At 59.3% G+C, this 15,341-nt stretch carries 13 protein-coding genes; 8 read left to right on the plus strand and 5 right to left on the minus strand.

The window, feature by feature from the left end; genetic code table 11:
- The first annotated feature begins 103 nt into the window (after nucleotides 1–103).
- Both ilvB and ilvN read left to right on the plus strand, forming a co-directional pair.
- The gene (ilvB, locus tag AAF555_02695) at nucleotides 104–1,831 is read left to right on the plus strand and encodes a biosynthetic-type acetolactate synthase large subunit (GenBank protein MEM6910467.1); all 1,728 of its coding nucleotides are present in this window, start codon (nucleotides 104–106) and stop codon (nucleotides 1,829–1,831) included.
- Between the two features lie 97 nt (nucleotides 1,832–1,928).
- Nucleotides 1,929–2,462 (plus strand): acetolactate synthase small subunit, encoded by a 534-nt coding sequence (ilvN, locus tag AAF555_02700; protein MEM6910468.1) that lies wholly within the window; start codon nucleotides 1,929–1,931, stop codon nucleotides 2,460–2,462.
- A 44-nt stretch (nucleotides 2,463–2,506) separates the two neighbouring features.
- Here ilvN and rho read toward each other — a convergent pair whose 3' ends face one another.
- A complete protein-coding gene (gene rho / locus AAF555_02705) occupies nucleotides 2,507–4,129 on the minus strand; it encodes a transcription termination factor Rho (GenBank protein ID MEM6910469.1) in 1,623 nt (540 codons plus the stop codon).
- 414 nt (nucleotides 4,130–4,543) lie between these two features.
- Here rho and AAF555_02710 point away from each other — a divergent pair, with 414 nt between their 5' ends.
- From AAF555_02710 to AAF555_02720, 3 genes are read left to right on the plus strand one after another with little or no spacing between them, the layout of a single operon-like run.
- A complete protein-coding gene (locus AAF555_02710; GenBank protein MEM6910470.1) occupies nucleotides 4,544–4,795 on the plus strand; it encodes a hypothetical protein in 252 nt (83 codons plus the stop codon).
- A gap of 39 nt (nucleotides 4,796–4,834) precedes the next feature.
- Complete coding sequence (locus AAF555_02715) at nucleotides 4,835–5,278, plus strand: NYN domain-containing protein (protein MEM6910471.1); 444 nt, start codon at nucleotides 4,835–4,837, stop codon at nucleotides 5,276–5,278.
- 28 nt (nucleotides 5,279–5,306) lie between these two features.
- The gene (locus AAF555_02720; GenBank protein MEM6910472.1) at nucleotides 5,307–6,461 is read left to right on the plus strand and encodes a deoxyguanosinetriphosphate triphosphohydrolase; all 1,155 of its coding nucleotides are present in this window, start codon (nucleotides 5,307–5,309) and stop codon (nucleotides 6,459–6,461) included.
- A gap of 6 nt (nucleotides 6,462–6,467) precedes the next feature.
- Here AAF555_02720 and AAF555_02725 read toward each other — a convergent pair whose 3' ends face one another.
- Nucleotides 6,468–7,085, minus strand: a complete 618-nt coding sequence (locus AAF555_02725) for an LON peptidase substrate-binding domain-containing protein (protein ID MEM6910473.1) — start codon at nucleotides 7,083–7,085, stop codon at nucleotides 6,468–6,470.
- A gap of 204 nt (nucleotides 7,086–7,289) precedes the next feature.
- On the opposite strand from AAF555_02725, the gene rpsO reads away from it, so the two are divergent.
- The 3 genes from rpsO to AAF555_02740 all read left to right on the plus strand — a co-directional run bounded on the left by rpsO (nucleotide 7,290) and on the right by AAF555_02740 (nucleotide 11,511).
- Nucleotides 7,290–7,547 carry a 30S ribosomal protein S15 gene (rpsO, locus tag AAF555_02730; GenBank protein MEM6910474.1) on the plus strand — a complete coding sequence of 86 codons (258 nt, stop codon included), beginning with the start codon at nucleotides 7,290–7,292 and terminating at the stop codon, nucleotides 7,545–7,547.
- Between the two features lie 145 nt (nucleotides 7,548–7,692).
- A complete protein-coding gene (locus AAF555_02735) occupies nucleotides 7,693–9,828 on the plus strand; it encodes a polyribonucleotide nucleotidyltransferase (GenBank protein ID MEM6910475.1) in 2,136 nt (711 codons plus the stop codon).
- 12 nt (nucleotides 9,829–9,840) lie between these two features.
- On the plus strand, nucleotides 9,841–11,511 hold the full coding sequence (locus tag AAF555_02740; GenBank protein ID MEM6910476.1) for a glycosyltransferase family 39 protein: 1,671 nt from the start codon (nucleotides 9,841–9,843) through the stop codon (nucleotides 11,509–11,511).
- On the opposite strand, the gene AAF555_02745 is transcribed toward AAF555_02740, so the two are convergent.
- Genes AAF555_02745 through lptD form a run of 3 tightly spaced genes read right to left on the minus strand, consistent with a single transcriptional unit; the run spans nucleotide 11,471 to nucleotide 15,267 of the window.
- Entirely contained in the window at nucleotides 11,471–11,632 is a 162-nt protein-coding gene (locus AAF555_02745) for a hypothetical protein (GenBank protein MEM6910477.1), read from the minus strand. The two genes, AAF555_02740 and AAF555_02745, sit on opposite strands and share 41 nt — an antisense overlap.
- A gap of 30 nt (nucleotides 11,633–11,662) precedes the next feature.
- Nucleotides 11,663–12,883 carry an RsmB/NOP family class I SAM-dependent RNA methyltransferase gene (locus tag AAF555_02750; GenBank protein ID MEM6910478.1) on the minus strand — a complete coding sequence of 407 codons (1,221 nt, stop codon included), beginning with the start codon at nucleotides 12,881–12,883 and terminating at the stop codon, nucleotides 11,663–11,665.
- Nucleotides 12,880–15,267, minus strand: a complete 2,388-nt coding sequence (gene lptD, locus AAF555_02755) for an LPS assembly protein LptD (protein ID MEM6910479.1) — start codon at nucleotides 15,265–15,267, stop codon at nucleotides 12,880–12,882. Before lptD ends, AAF555_02750 begins: the two co-directional genes overlap by 4 nt.
- Between the last annotated feature and the right edge of the window lie 74 nt (nucleotides 15,268–15,341).

The raw sequence follows: 15,341 nt of genomic DNA on the forward strand, positions 1-15,341 counted from the left end.
GGTCGATAAAACTGAAAATGGCTTTTTTGTTTGCGAAATCGTTATTTTAAGAGACAATCGGAGCTCGAGAAATCGATTTTCAGAGAAAACCCCATCTTTTCCCATGAGCCAAACCCAAATGGACGGAGCCCAAGCTCTCATCAAAACCCTCGATGACCTCGGGATCGAATACATCTTCGGTTATTCTGGAGGAGCGGCCATCCCGATTTTCGATGCGCTCGAAACGGTGCCGACCAAGATGAAGTTCATCTTAGTGCGCCACGAACAGGGTGCCGTCCACATGGCAGATGGGTACGCGCGGGCCACCGGCAAGCCAGCCGCCGTTCTGGTGACCTCCGGCCCGGGAGCCGGAAACACCGTCACGGGTCTCATGACCGCCATGATGGATTCGGTTCCTATGATTGTGATCTCGGGACAGCAGGTCACTTGGATGCTGGGCAAGGACGCTTTTCAGGAAGCGGATATTTTTGGGATCACGATCCCGGTCGTGAAGCACAACTACCTGGTCAAGGAAAGTGACGCGCTCCCTCGGATCGCGCGCGAGGCTTATCACATCGCCACCACGGGCCGCCCGGGCCCGGTTTTGATCGATGTGCCGAAGAATATTTCCCAAGGGCCCTTACGGGGCGAGATGGATCCCGAGTTATCGCTCCCGGGGTATGATCCCTATGAGTCTTTCAACATCGATCCGGCAGCCGTCACCGAAGCGGCCGAGCTCATCAAGGTGGCCAGGCGTCCCGTGATCTTGGCGGGCCAAGGGGCCATGATCTCGCGGGCGGACCAGGAGCTGATGACTCTGGCCGAGACGCTGGGCTGCCCTGTCACCAGCACTCTCCTGGGCAAAGGGGTCTTCCCGGAGACGCACCCGCTTTCCCTCGGCATGCTGGGCATGCACGGAACGGCTTATGCCAACAAGGCCATGGTCGAGTGTGATCTGCTCATCAATGTGGGTTCGCGCTTCGATGACCGGATCATCGGGCAGCCTGACAAGTTCTGCGCGGATGCCAAGATCGTGCACATCGACATCGACAAAGCGGAGATGGACAAGATGATTCGCCCGCACGTCCAGGTGATCGGGGATGCCAAGGCAGCGCTCACTCAGCTCAACCAGCAGGTCAGCCGCTTGGAGACCAAGGACTGGTTAGCCCATCTGGACGGCTACAAAAAGAAGTTCCCCCTGAATTACAAAAAGCAGGGTGGCCTTCGCATGCAGCAGGTGATCGACGAACTTTACAAACAAACCGAAGGCAAAGCGATTGTCTCGACCGATGTGGGGCAGCACCAGATGTGGGCCGCCCAGTTTTATCGCAATGATGAATCGTTCCATTGGCTGTCCTCCGGAGGAGCTGGGACCATGGGCTTTGGGTTCCCGGCCGCCATCGGCGCCCAGTTTGCTTGCCCGGACAAATGCGTGATTTCGATCGCGGGGGACGGCGGTTTTCAGATGACGCTCTTTGAATTGGCGACGGCCCAGATCCACAAATTGCCGGTCAAGATCGTGGTCCTCAATAACCACTATCTCGGGATGGTGCGCCAATGGCAGGAACTCTTCTTCGACAACCGAGAAAGCGGAGTGGATCTCTTGGGCAATCCGGACTTCTGCAAGTTGGCGGGAGCCTACGGCATTCCGAGTGTCAATATCAAGCGCCCGGCTGACGTCTCCCGCAAAATTGAGGAAGCCTTGGCTTACAACGACGGCCCCATTCTCATCCACGCGGAATGCATCAAGCATGAAAACGTCTTCCCCATGGTGCCGGCGGGAGCGGCGCTGGAAGACATGCTGGTGGAGCCACCCAAAACGAAGATGGCCAAGCCCGTGGGATCGACGTGATGGCGAGTCGGCCAGCCGTCCCCGTGCCGAGCTGTCCCACGAGTCCACCCAGTTCTCTTTCCATTCTGCAAGCCTCCCTTCTCACCCAGTTTTCTACATGTCCATCGTCACCACCGACACCCCCATCGCGGAGTCCAACCAAGGAGCCGGCCACACCCTTTCGATTCTGGTCAACAACGAGCCAGGGGTTCTCATGCGGATTTGCCAGGTGTTTTCACGCCGGGGTTTCAACATCGACTCTCTGGTGGTCTCGGAGGGGCGAACCGCTCAATTTTCTCGGATGACGATTGGCATCTCGGGCGACCCCGAGGGCCTGGAACAGATCATCAAGCAGGTGAACAAGTTGATCGACGTCATTCACTGCTTCGAGCACACCTCGCAAAATTCCGTCACCAAGGAGATGATTTTGCTCAAAGTGAAGTGTTCCCCGGAGGAGCGATCTCAATCCTTGCAGATCACAGAGCACTTCGGAGGCAAAACGGTCGACCTCACGCCTACCTCCATGATTGTCATGATCTCGGGCGACACCCCAAAGATCAACGCGGCGGTCGGCATGTTCTCGCAGTTTGAGATCATCGAGACCGTGCGGACCGGCAAGGTGGTCATGGCGCGTGGGGGTTTGGCGACTTAGCGGAGTCTCCACTTACCGGGTCCTTGACCGGCCGGGTCTCCCCATCACGCTTCCACTCTCGGCGCTTTGATCTCCATCAGGAGTTGGGCATTGGAGTGGAACTTTTGCATGAGCGAAAGCATGCGCTCCATGGCGTCTTCCGGTCGGTGGCCTGAGAGACCTCGTCGGATGAAGTAGGTCTTCTCCAACTGGTGGGCGGGAAGGAGGAGTTCCTCTCGGCGAGTTCCAGACTTGTAGATGTTGATAGCCGGGTAGATGAACATTTCCGCCATTCTCCGATCCAGAACCACTTCCATATTGCCGGTTCCTTTGAATTCCTGGAAGACGAGGTCGTCCATGCGGCTGCCCGTTTCCACGAGGGCGGTGGCCACAATCGTGAGGGAGCCGCCCTCCCGCAAATTCCGCGCGGCCGCGAAGAGCCGCCGAGGAATCTCCAAGGCCCGCGCATCGATTCCGCCGCTCATGGTCCGCCCTTTGCCTCGGGTCTGATTGTTAAAGGAACGAGCGAGGCGGGTGATGGAATCGAGTAGGATGATGACGTCTTCTCCGGCTTCCACCAGTCGCTTGGCTCGTTCGATGGTCATTTCCGCGATCCGCGTGTGGTTCCTCGGATCGCTGTCATTGGAGCTGGCCATGAGTTCCACTCCGGGAAGAGAGCGGGCAAAGTCGGTGACCTCCTCGGGTCGTTCATCCACCAGCAGCACGATGAGGTGAATGTCCTCATGTTCTTGGCGGATGGCTTCCGCGATGTGTTTGAGGATGGTGGTTTTCCCGGTCCGGGGGGGCGCCACGATGAGACCGCGCTGGCCCTTGCCAATGGGGGTCATCATGTCGATGACGCGCGTGGTGTAGCGCTTGCTTTCGGTCTCGAGGCGGATGCGCTCCTTCGGGTTGATGGCCGTGAGTTCCTCAAAAAGTGGCAGATGGAGGTAGTCCTCAGGAGGGCGTCCATTGACCCGACTGATCTCGGTCATTTGGGGCCCCCGGTGTCCTTCTTGGGCGATGCCTTCGAGGAACTGCGCATTGCGCAAGAGATGGGTGCGCACCAGCTCAGGCGTGACAAAGACGTCATCGGTGCTTTGGCGGTATTCGCGATCGGGGACTCTCAAAAAGCCAAAACCCTTGGGAGAGAGTTCCAGTAGACCGGAGCAGGGCTGGGGCGGGCCAAGCGGCTTCTTTTTCGGGGGCTCGTCGAAGCCTTCCTCGTCCCGGTTTCGGCCGCGGCCAGGGCGGCGTTTGCGCTTGGAGCGCCCTCCTCCGGGGCGAGTCTCGTCCTCAACGGCAGGCGATTCCGGCCCGCTCTCAGGAGAGTCCGCTTGGTGGTCGCTAGGAGGCTCCTCCTCATCGGCCTGCTGCTCACGGTAACGTCGGGAGCGCTTGGGTGGCCGTGGTTGGGGCCGTTCCTCTGTCTCCTGAGCCTCCGCCTGAGGCCCCTCCGTGCGCTCTGGGACCGAGGGCGAAGAGCCCTCCGAAGGATCTCTAGGCAAGGCCGGAGTCTCGTCGGAGGAAACGGAGTGAGAGGCGGGCGGTTTGGTTTCGGCCGACTTCTTTTTTCGGGCCGCTTTTTTCTTGGCCACCGGGGCAGGGGGCTCTTCGACAGCCTGTTCTCCCAGCTCGGAAGGGTCGGCGGTCGGGTTGGCTTCGGGGACGGAATCAGAGGAACTCATGTCAGTAGGAAAGCCGCCAGCGGCTCCGGCGGGTTCGAGCCGGCTGAAGGGAGAGTTTCCCAACCCGAAAAGAAGGGGCAGAAGCGGCCATGGGCGAAAGAAAGGTGGTTCGGTGAAAATTGGAGGTCGCGAGGGACCGAGAGAGGGAGAGTGAGGGAATCCGCCAAAGAAATGGGGATGCCGGTCTGGCTCGGGGAAATCAGGGATCCGGGGTGACCCAGAATCGAAACAGGTCGTGAATCCAACGGGAGACTTCCGATCACAGCTAGGATGCTGTGATGAGAGGTCCATACGCCGCCCCTCCCTTGACGCAAGCTGATTTTCAATCGGATTCGATCTTGAACTCCAAAGATTGGAGGCTAGGTCAAAGGCCGGCCGCCAAACCACTGCGGCCAAAAGCAGGCTGCAAGATCTATGGGCAAACAATACAACAAGACGGAAAAACGGCGCAAGCGGAAGGAATACCTCAAGCGCAAGAAGGAGCGCGACGAAGCAGCGGTAGCAGCCAAACGAGGCAAGAAAGCCGCACCTAAAAAGAAAGCCGCCCCCGCCAAGGAAGCCACGCCTGCTCCCAAAAAGAAAGCCGCTAAGAAGAAGGCGGCCAAAAAGAAGTCCGCCAAGAAAAAGGCCGCTCCTAAGAAAACGCCCCCGTCCCAGGAATCCTGATTGGCACCGCGGGGTTTCTGCGCGGACACTTTCGCCAATATGTCCCAGGAGCGCTGCTTGATCGTGGACGGCCACAGCATCATCCATGCGTGGCCCGATTTGCGGGCGCTTCACCAAGGACCGGAAAGACGGCGAGCGCGTCAGGAGTTGGTTCGGGTCTTAGAAGTCTATGCCGATGCGGTCGGGCAGCATGTGGTGGTGGTTTTCGATGGGACGCAAGCCAAGACCCAGGCAGATGAGCAGGCCGATCGGATTCAGGTGTTTTACTCCGCGGCCCATCGAACGGCCGATGATGTCATCGAACGCCTCGTCGGCAAGTATGCCGCGGAAATGGAAATCAGCGTGGCCTCAGACGATGGCATGGTCCGCCAGACGGTGAGCGCTTTGGACGCCTTCTGGTTGTCTTCAGGTGGCTTGCAGACCGAGATCGATCGGGCCGAGCGGGTTCTGAGAGATCGCCTCGATCGACTTCGGAGATCGTGAAGCCCTGGAGGCAAGAATGGGGAGTCGGATGAACTTGGACGAGACAGTTAGGAAGCGATTGGAGGCAGCGGAGCTGGCCGTTTTGGCGCCCTTTGCCCAGAAGACGGGGGAGACAGCCGGTCGCCTTCATCCGGAACCGCCTCACCCTCATCGGACGGCCTTCCAACGGGATCGAGCCCGCGTCATTCATTCCCGGAGTTTTCGCAGGCTGGAATACAAGACCCAGGTCTTTCTCAATGGGACAGGCGACCATCTCCGCAATCGCTTGACGCACACCATCGAAGTGGCCTCGGTCAGTCGGAGCCTGGCCAGCACGCTGGGGGTGAATGAGAACTTGGCCGAAGTCATTGCCTTGGCCCACGATCTCGGTCATGCGCCCTTCGGGCACGCTGGGGAAGAAGAGCTGGACCGCTTGATGGAAGGCCAGGGCGGCTTTGAGCACAATCTCCAGAGTCTCCGCATTGTGGAAAAAATCGAGGCCGTCTACCCGAACTTCGATGGTCTCAATTTGAGCTACGAAGTTCTCGAGGGCTTGCGCAAGCATGAGGCCTCCTACGAGCGGCTTCATCCGGAAACAGGCCAACGAGAGGCCTTCCAGCAAACTTCGCTCGAAGGGCAAATCGCGAACCGAGCGGACGAAATCACCTACTACAGCCACGACCTGGACGATGGGATCGCCCACGGCTTTCTCCTCCCCGAGCAGCTGGAAGAGCTCGAGATTTGGAGAAAGTGCGCCCGGTTTGTGCAAAAGCATTTTCCCCATTTGGAGGGCCGACGATTCCAACGCTATGTGGTCCGCAGTTTGATCGATTACGAGGTGGCGGAAGTGTTGCACGAGTCCTCTCGGCGCATCCAGGAAGCCGGGGTGGAAACCTCCGATGAGGTCCGTCGATTTCCCAAGCCCTTGATCGCTTACAGCCAGGAGCAGACGGAAATGAACCGTGAGCTGCGGCGGTTTCTCTTCCAATACTTTTACTACCACCCGGAAGTCCAAGGAGCCAACGATCGGGGGTGCGATATGCTCCGCCGGGTCTTCCAGTTTTATTTGCACCATCCCGAGCGCCTGGGGGAGACGACTCGACGGCGGTTGGAGGAGCAGGGTCTGGAACGAACCGTTTGCGACTACGTCTCGGGGATGACGGATCGCTATCTCATGCAGCGTTACAACGAAATCGACCTTTGAGCGCCCTCAGGCCTGCGAGTTCTCCAAAAGAGCGCTCAACATGTGGCGAAGGTGCCCCAAACGCCTCCCCAGACGGGGCTCTCCTAAAAGGACTTGGAGGTCCTCCATTTCACTCACAAAGTTGCAAGCGATGGTGTCCGCGTAGCTTTCGGGATCCTCAATGGTTTCCAAGTGCTGGGCGAGAGAGTCGGAATTGACCACTTGGGGCAGGAGTTGCTCCCGGACGATCGATCGAAGTTCCTCCAGTTCGTCGTCCACCTCGGGAGCGTTCAGTCCTTCGGTCGGGATCGACCGAACACGAGCGCGGTCATAAGGTTGATCGTAGAACCACTCCACAAACTCCACCCGCCGCAGGCCATGAAGAATGAGATGGGCCGTGCCATCGGGCCGGGTGACACAGGCTCGAATCAAGCCCAGGGAAGAAAAGCGCAATGGAGTGTCTTCACCGGAAACGCGGGTCCCGATGCAGAACATTCGGTCGCCCGAGAGAGCCTCCTCCAGCATTTTTTGGAAACGCTCCTCGAAGATGTAGAGGGGCAAGACGCCGGTTGGCAAAAGACAACTTCCCGGCAAGGACATGACCGGATAGATGGAGTCGTGAGAGTTGGTGGGTTCGGTTTCCAAAGAATCGGAAGGCGGAATGCCTGCATCCTTTACGAGACGCGTCGGCAATCGGTTGAGGGGGGGGTGGATCAATTTTCGAGGGAGCGAGGCCTCGGCAAAATCCAAAGTTTCTTTTGATGTTCCTGGCAATTGTGATTTAATTCCGCCCCTTCCAATCCGGGGGGGTCTCGGGCCAAGTCGGTCTGAGGGTCGATTTGACAAAAAATGACTGCACAAGCCACATCCCTAGACCAACTCAAGCTGCACGAAAAGGACACCGGCAGCGCGGACGTCCAGATCGCCCTTCTAACAGGGCGCATCACCCACCTCACCGAGCATCTTTCGGGGCACAAAAAGGATTTCTCGACCCGACGCGGCCTTTTGAAGCTCGTGGCTCGTCGCCGCAAGCTCTTGGACTACCTCAAACGCACCAACGAGGAGCGCTACAGCAAAGTGCTCCAAGAACTTGGTTTGCGCCGTTAACCTCGTCCTCTCCCAAGCGACCTCCGTTTGAGGGCGTCTTCTTCATGCGTTGTGACCGGGCGCTTGGCTTCGGCCCTCTTTCCTCCGAGCCGCTCTGCGATCGGACTCCCTTTTTTCCCTCTCCTAACTTATAGAATCAAAAACCATGAGTATCCACTCCATCACTTGCCAAGTCGGCGAGAATCCCATCACGATCGAAACCGGAAAAATGGCCCGTCTGGCCGACGGCGCGGTCACTGTCCAATGCGGTGAGACCGTCATGGTCGTGACCGCGGTCTCCCAACCCAAAATCAAAGAGGGCCAAAGTTGGTTCCCTCTTTCGGTCGAATACAAAGAAAAAGCCTCCGCGGCGGGCGTCTTCCCAGGAGGCTACTTCAAGCGGGAGGGGCGTCCCACCGAAAAGGAGATTCTCACCTGCCGGATGACGGACCGCCCCCTGCGCCCTCTCTTCCCCAAAGGCTACCTCTACGATACCCAGATCGTGGCTTTGCTGCTTTGCGCCGATGGCGTCAATGACGCGGACATTCTCTCCATGAACGGGGCTTCGGCCGCTCTCTGCATTTCTGACATCCCCTTTGCCGGACCCATTGGGGCGGTGCGAGTGGGGCGAATCGAAGGTGATTTCGTGATCAATCCCACTTTCGACCAGCGCGAAGAAAGCGATCTGGATCTTGTCTACGTCGGCAACAAGACCGATGTCATCATGATCGAAGGGGCCGCTGAGGAGCTGCCCGAGGATGATTTCATCGCGGCGCTTCATTTCGCCCAAGCCAATGTTCAAAAGCTGGTCGAAGCCCAAGAAGAACTGGTGGGGCTCTGCGGGAAAGCGAAACGAGAGTTCGAGGTCAGCGTGGCCAAAGACGAACTGCTTGAGGTGGGTTACGAAATCGCGGGCGACCGGATTGAGGAAGCCATTTACGCTCCGTCGAAAGTCGAGCGAGGCAAAAAGGTGGGGGCCCTCCGGAATGAAGTGGAAGCGGCCATCAAGGAGCGCTTTCCCGAGACGAGCGACTTTGAGATTGAGCAAGTTTTTGAATACATTCAGAAAAAGGCTTTCCGCATCAGCATCATGGAGAAAGGCCAGCGGGCCGATGGACGGGGCATCAACGACCTCCGTCCTCTCTCGGCCGAATCCGGAGTGCTCCCCAAGCAAGTGCACGGCTCGGCTCTCTTTGCTCGTGGGGAAACCCAGGCCCTCGGGGTCGCTACCTTGGCGCCGGCGGATGAGCGACAGTATTTCGACAACTATGCCGGAGGAGAAGACAGCAAGCGCTTCATTCTCCACTACAATTTCCCGCCTTTCTCGGTGGGAGAAACCGGACGGATGGGCGGGCTCAATCGACGGGAAATCGGGCACGGTGCCCTGGCCGAGCGCTCGATTGCTCCCGTCATCCCGGATGAGGAAGACTTTCCTTACGCCATGCGCGTTTCCTCTGAAGTGATGGAATCCAACGGTTCCACTTCCATGGCCACCGTATGTGCTGGCACCATGTCTCTGCTGGACGCTGGGGTGCCCCTGAAGGCGCCCGTAGCCGGAATCTCAGCGGGGCTCGTGACGGAGTTCAATGAAGACGGATCGCTTAAGGAGCACAAGGTTCTCCTCGACATCATCGGGAGCGAAGATTTCTACGGCGATATGGACTTCAAACTCTGTGGCACCAGCGAGGGCGTCACGGGATACCAGCTCGACCTCAAGCTCCCCGGGATTCCGCTCTCTATTTTGGAAGAGGGGATTCGCGTGGCTCAGGCGGGCCGCGGCAAGGTGCTGGAAGTGATGGCCGCGTCCATCAGTGCTCCCGGGCAGCTGAGCCCCTTCGCTCCCCGGATCGAGTCCATCAAGATCGATCCCAGCAAGATCGGCGATGTCATCGGCCCAGGCGGCAAAAACATCAAGGCCATCCAGGCCGAGACCGGTGCCGATATCAACATTCAGGATGATGGCACGGTCCACATCTATGCCCTCAAGAAGGAAGGCCTGGATCGTGCGATCCAACTGGTGAAGCGAGTGACGGCCGAGATCGAAGTGGGTGAGAGCTACACCGGCAAGGTGGTCTCCACGACCAACTTCGGCGCCTTCATGGAGGTCATCCCCGGGAAGGACGGCCTCATCCACATCTCCGAGCTGGCTGATCGCCGGGTCGGGACGGTCGAGGAAATCGTGAAAGTGGGCGATACCATCACGGCCAAGTGCATCGGGATCGATGACAAAGGGCGCGTGAAGATGAGTCGCCGCGCCATCCTCAAAGAAGAGGCCAAGAAAGCCGAAGAACAGAACGCCTAAAAACCCCTCGCCATGGCGCGCTGGCAAGCCATCGCCCTCCTACTGCTCCTCTGGGCCGGGATGTATCTCCCCGGACTCGGTTCACGGGAGTTGAGGGGCGAGGAGCCGCGCCGCGTGCTGCCGGCCCGGGAGATGATCCAGTCAGGCCACTGGCTCATTCCTCGGATCGCCGGGCAGGAATACTTTCGGAAGCCGCCCGGGATCAATTGGTCCGTGGCGGCTTCTTTTTTGCTAACCGGCAGTCAGGACGAATGGGCCGCCCGCCTCCCTTCTGTCCTGGGTGTCTTGGCCTGTGGCCTCGGGTTTTTGCTTCTGGGGGAGGGGGTGATGGGTCGGCGAAGCGCCTTTTTGGCCGCCTTTTTCTTTCTGGCTTCGGTCGGCATGCTGGAGAAGGCCCGTCTGATCGAGATCGAGGCGCTTTATGTATCGCTCTTCGGCCTTGCTTGGCTGGTTTGGTGGAGTGCGATTGAGAAAGAGAGACCCTGGCAAGCCTGGCTCCTGGCGATGGCTCTTCTGGGAGGGGGCATGGTCATCAAAGGCCCTCTCCACGTTTTCTACTTTTATGTCCTGGCCATTTCGCTGAGCGTGGCGCATCGCAATCGATTCTTTCTCCTTCACCCGGCGCACTTGGTGGGCTGGCTGGTCTTTGCGGCGGTGGCCGCGCCTTGGTTTTGGCTCAGCCAGGAGCGGATGGCGGGAGCCACCGGTCCTTCCGGGGAGCAATGGGAGGTCTCGGCGGTCTGGTGGCAGCAGCTAGCTGAGCGGATGACCTTCGATACGGAGGTCCCGCTGGGCCATTGGATTCGGCAGACCTTTCAAGGCTGGCTCAATTTTCTGCCCTGGGTCGCCTTGGTCCCTTTGGGCTTCTGGCGCTGGCGGCGGGGGGACGTGGCCATCGTGGAAAGCCGTCGCAGGTTCCTGGCTCTTTTCTGGGGGCTCGTGATCGCTTATTTCGCGATCGCGATTTTGCCGACCTCGCGGCCGCGCTTCACCCTCCACCTCATCATTCCGGTCTGCTTACTAGCGGGAGAGTTGGTGGGACGAGGCTTGGGAGAGCGAGGGGAAAAAATCGCGAGTTTCTTGGGCGCCATGGCCGGTCTGGTGGGCGCGGTGGTGGCGATCGTGGCCAGCCTCGGGATCGTGGTCTACACCCGTGAGAAGGATTTTTCCTGGGCCCCCGGGGTGGAGTTCGGGGTGGCCGCCCTCTTGTTGGCCAGTTTCACTTTGCTATATGTCGCACGGTCTGGGCGGAGGGCGCATCGTGACTATGGGCTCGTCCTGCATCTGGGTTTGGGCTTGGTTTCGGTCAGTTTTGCCTATGCCTACCTCGCGGAAGCGGTCTTGAGCCACCGCATGAAATTCACACCGGTGGCGGAGGCCATCGAAGCCCATTTGCCGCCGGATCGGGTGGAGCCAGTGGTTCTTCTCGAGATGGGCTACATGCCCCAAGTCTTTTATTTCAAGGGGCCGGTCGAGGAATGGGGCAGCCGGAACGACCCGCAGGAGGCCCGTCCGGATTATCTCCTCCTGTTTCAGGACGAGCTGGAGTCTTCGCGTGGCGAGTTGGAGGCGCTTTGGGGTGCGTGGGAAGAGCTAGCCATCATTGAGGACCGCCATTGGTCCCGCGACCGGCCGTATGTCCTCATGGCTCGTTCGCGGGATTCTCCCGCTCCAGCACGATGATGTCCGGGCGATCAGAGCGCTCGTAGCGGAGGTTTTTGTTGGTGTCGAAGAAGTAGAAGGCCGCCAAACCGGTCACCGCGATCAAGAGCACCGAGACAAAAAAGCTGAAAAAACCCCGCATGCAAAAAGATGGGTTGGTTGCCAGCCCCTGTCAATCGCGGGGCGCCTTTCGCAGGAGGGCGGCGTAGGCTCCGTCGACGCCTTCGCGAAAGGGCTTGGTGTCGCGGGACTCGATCGCCAGCAAGCCCGGTAGGGTCTCACTCACTGTGCGGACCACGGCTTCGTTCTCCTCCGGATCGAGGCTGCACGTGCTGTAGACGAGGCGGCCGCCTGGTTTCAGGGCCTGCCAGGCCGATTCGATCATGCGCCGCTGGAGCTGGGTCACTTCCTCGAAGTAAGCTTCGCTCAGTCTCCAGCGGGCATCGATACGACGACGAAAGACGCCGCTGTTGCTGCAAGGAGTGTCCAAGAGGATCCCGTCGAAAGGTTCGCCCGAGGAGTCGATCCGAGTGGCGTCCCCTTTTTGGAGGCAGGCGTTCTGGACACCCAGTCGGGCGAGATTGTCTTTCAGCCGGGCCAGCCGCTGGGGGTCGCGGTCGCTCGCGAAGAGTTGCCCCGTGTTGTTCATGGATTGAGCTAGTTGGGCGGTTTTTCCGCCGGGGGCAGCGCAAGCGTCCAAAATCCTTTCCCCGGGCCGGGCTTGGAGAAGGCTCGTCGCCAGCGAGGTGCTCGGATCCTGAACGTAGAGCTGTCCGCTCGACAATTCCGCCAGCGGCAGGGAGTCCACTTGGTAAAAGTCCGTCCAGGCAGGCAAGGGTTTCCAGTTGGCGGGGAGAGGGGTGGGAGGCGGCCCTTGCAAGCGGTTCCAGCGCACCGTGAGGGGGGCGGGTTCTTGATTCCACTTCAAGAGGGCGCAAGTGGACGCTTCTCCAAAATGGGCTCGCCAGCGCTGGATGAGAAAAGCCGGGGTGGAGTATTGGGTTTCCCAGGGGAGCTGCTGGACGCTCGCGAGCAGTTCGCCCCGCTCACGAAGGCTTCGGCGAAGAACGGCGTTCACCAAAGCCTTGGCAGAACCGGCCAGTTTCACGCATTCATTCACGCTGGCGTAGGCGGCGGGCGCGGGAGAGAGGAGCGTTTCCAGGAGGCCCAACTGCAAGAGTCTCTCGACGCGGGCAGAGCACTTCTGCCGACGAAGCTGTCTGCTCCAGTGCTGCAAGAGAAGGCGGTTTCGGAGGACGCCGTAGACCAGGTGGCGCACAAAGGCGCGGTCCCGCTCGGGAAGCGAAGCGCTGGCTGGGCGAAGGAGATCTTCGGCAAAGTGGGAGCCGTTCTCCCATTTTTGGAGAACTTGCAGCGCCAAGGCGCGGCTCATTGAGCCAAGCCCGAGGGCTCAAAGTTCACGGGCGCGGTAGCCCCCGGGAAGCCTTTGAGTGAGAGAGTGAGAGCCAGGCCGTAGTTGAGCTCGTCCCTTTGGTTGTCCCGGATGACCACCCCCAGCGCAGCGGTCCAACTGGTCAAGTCCCGGTAGAGGCTGTATTGCTGGAGTTCGAGAGTGCCTTCTTCTAGCTCGATGATCTCACGAATGCCCACGCCCCACTCATCGGAGAGACGTCGGTAGGCTAGCAGGGAGATCCGGTTGCCATTGGCGAAGACGGGATGGCCGGAGAGGTAGTTGTAGCCGAGTGAGAAGCTCAGATTGTCCGTGGGCATCCAGTTGGCCGAGCTGTTGATCTCTGTGAAGTTCGAAGGGTCGTCGAGAAGAGGAAGCTGAGAGTCCAGAGCAAAACTCCCCCAAGGGACCGGCCGCCAGCGAAGCTCGGTGAAAAAATTGGAGAAATCCCGATCCTCTTCCGGATCATTCAAAAAGGCCTGGAGGTAGTTGTTCACCTCCAGCCAACGAAAGCTCCGGCCATCTCTCTTGGTGTGGAATCGATTGTGAAAGCCGAGCCGCAGGAGGCTCCAATCTCTGATTTGATCGACCGCGGTGAATTGTCCCGCGTCGAGAGGACGGAGAAAGGTGACGGGGGTGAGTCGATCAATGGCCGGGTAGTCTTCGCTGAAATCCTCTCCGGCGAGGTAGGAAAAATTCACGTAGGGCGCGAAGACGTGCAAAAGACCGTCCAAGCCGAAGGCCCGCGAGATGATCCCGGGATAGCGACGGGAAAACTTGGTGGAGGCATCGATCCCGGCGTTGAAAAGAAAGCGAAATTCATCCTCGGAGGCCAGGCCATTCACCCCGGTGTAAGAGGTGGCGCGCGCGCCAATCTTAGGCAGCAGATTCAACCAACCGAAGAAGGTGGTGGGGCGGGAAAGTTGGTGGAAGCTGTCGAAACGGAAGAAGGAAGGGGTCAGAAGGGAGTTCTGCAGGGCGGTCAACTCATTGAGGTTCTCGACCGTGCTCGGCTGGGACTCCAGAAATTCGATGCGTCGGCGGCGGGTCTCTTCGGTGAAGTCTCCGAGCTGCTCTTCGTAGTAGCCGAGGCTGGTCGATCCGTCATAGAACAAGCCACTCTCGAAGAGAGGTTGGCGGGTGAAGTCGAAGGCGATTTCAGGGAGACGCTGGTCGGTCTGGTAGAAGTCATTGATGTGAAAACGTCCCAGGAGAGTGAAGGTGCCTTGGGGATAGCGTTTGACCAACTGGATGAGGTTGTCGGGCCGGGGGTCGGTTTGCGCCTCCGATTGAAAGAAGTCTTCATAGAAGAAGTCATCGCTCAGGAGATTGAGATCGATATCCAAGAAGAGGCTGTCATCCCGAGGCTCTCCTCGACGGGAGAGGATGATCCCGTCTCCCTCGGGGGACTGGCTGTATTCGTCATCGTGGCCCTTGAGATAAATCCGATGCTGGAGATTGACCCGGTAGCGTTCGCGATCGGGCACTGGGGAGCGGGAGGTGGAAGCGGTCGTTTGGGCGGGATCGCCATCGTCGGCATAATAGAGGTAAAGGCGGCCAATTTCGTCCTGCCCCCGCCAGCGCATGGAGGTGAATTCCACCCCGCCGGCTAAGCCACGTTCCTGGCGCAAGTCCAATTCATAACGCGCCAGGGTGTGGCGGTCGCGGCCGAGCAGTTGGCCGTAACTATTCAGAAGAAAGGCACCCCATTCACTTTGGTAGCCTGGGAGAACCCGATACCCCAGCTGGCTGTCCGGCTGGATGGAGGCGTAGGGCAGCCAAAAGATTTTCTGGTCGCCCGCGTAGATCCAACTGTTTCGGAGAATGATCCGATCCACCTCGCCTAACTCGGAATCGTTGAGGATGTCAATTTCCCGCGATTCGATCCGCCAGTTGGGATTGCGGCTGTCGTGGGTGGTGAGGGTGGCCTGTTGGTTTTCGATCAGGGAAAGATCGGCGGTGTTGGATCGGAAGTCCTTTGCCTTGAAAAAGAGGGTCCCGTCTCCCTGGGCATAGAGGGTGCGGAGGCGGCTGCCGTCGAGGTCATCGGTCTCCAGGTAGTAAGTGGCCTCCTCCCCCGCGAAGACGTCCCCATCGCGGTAGATCACGACATTGCCTCGAACGCGCACCAAGCCCTCTTGCGTGTGGTAGGTGGCTTCATCCGCAAAGATTTCTGTCCCTTGGTAGGCGATGCGGACCGATTTCTGGTAGACGACGACCCCTGTCTCCGGATCGAGATCGACCCCGCCCACGTTGTTGATCAGCACTTCCGAGCCCAGCTCGGTGAGATTTCCCAAGCCCTGCCCCCAGGCGAGGGGGGCAGCGAGCCCCGAGACAAACAAGAGAGCAAGAAAGCGGCGGATCATGGGAGGCGGGCAGGGCGGCTTGTCTTGTCATAGCCTGCCCCTCCGAGGATGACAAGGCCGGGACGAGCGAGATC

The organism is Verrucomicrobiota bacterium (assembly GCA_039027815.1).
Classification (GTDB): Bacteria; Verrucomicrobiota; Verrucomicrobiia; order Verrucomicrobiales; family JBCCJK01; genus JBCCJK01.

Coding starts and splice junctions, on each gene's coding strand:
- AAF555_02740 (MEM6910476.1), top strand. CDS start 9,841: ATGGCGCGCTGGCAAGCCATCGCCCTCCTACTGCTCCTCTGGGCCGGG.
- lptD (MEM6910479.1), bottom strand. CDS start 15,267: ATGATCCGCCGCTTTCTTGCTCTCTTGTTTGTCTCGGGGCTCGCTGCC.
- AAF555_02750 (MEM6910478.1), bottom strand. CDS start 12,883: ATGAGCCGCGCCTTGGCGCTGCAAGTTCTCCAAAAATGGGAGAACGGC.
- AAF555_02715 (MEM6910471.1), top strand. CDS start 4,835: ATGTCCCAGGAGCGCTGCTTGATCGTGGACGGCCACAGCATCATCCAT.
- rpsO (MEM6910474.1), top strand. CDS start 7,290: ATGACTGCACAAGCCACATCCCTAGACCAACTCAAGCTGCACGAAAAG.
- AAF555_02720 (MEM6910472.1), top strand. CDS start 5,307: ATGAACTTGGACGAGACAGTTAGGAAGCGATTGGAGGCAGCGGAGCTG.
- ilvN (MEM6910468.1), top strand. CDS start 1,929: ATGTCCATCGTCACCACCGACACCCCCATCGCGGAGTCCAACCAAGGA.
- ilvB (MEM6910467.1), top strand. CDS start 104: ATGAGCCAAACCCAAATGGACGGAGCCCAAGCTCTCATCAAAACCCTC.
- AAF555_02745 (MEM6910477.1), bottom strand. CDS start 11,632: ATGCGGGGTTTTTTCAGCTTTTTTGTCTCGGTGCTCTTGATCGCGGTG.
- AAF555_02735 (MEM6910475.1), top strand. CDS start 7,693: ATGAGTATCCACTCCATCACTTGCCAAGTCGGCGAGAATCCCATCACG.
- AAF555_02710 (MEM6910470.1), top strand. CDS start 4,544: ATGGGCAAACAATACAACAAGACGGAAAAACGGCGCAAGCGGAAGGAA.
- rho (MEM6910469.1), bottom strand. CDS start 4,129: ATGAGTTCCTCTGATTCCGTCCCCGAAGCCAACCCGACCGCCGACCCT.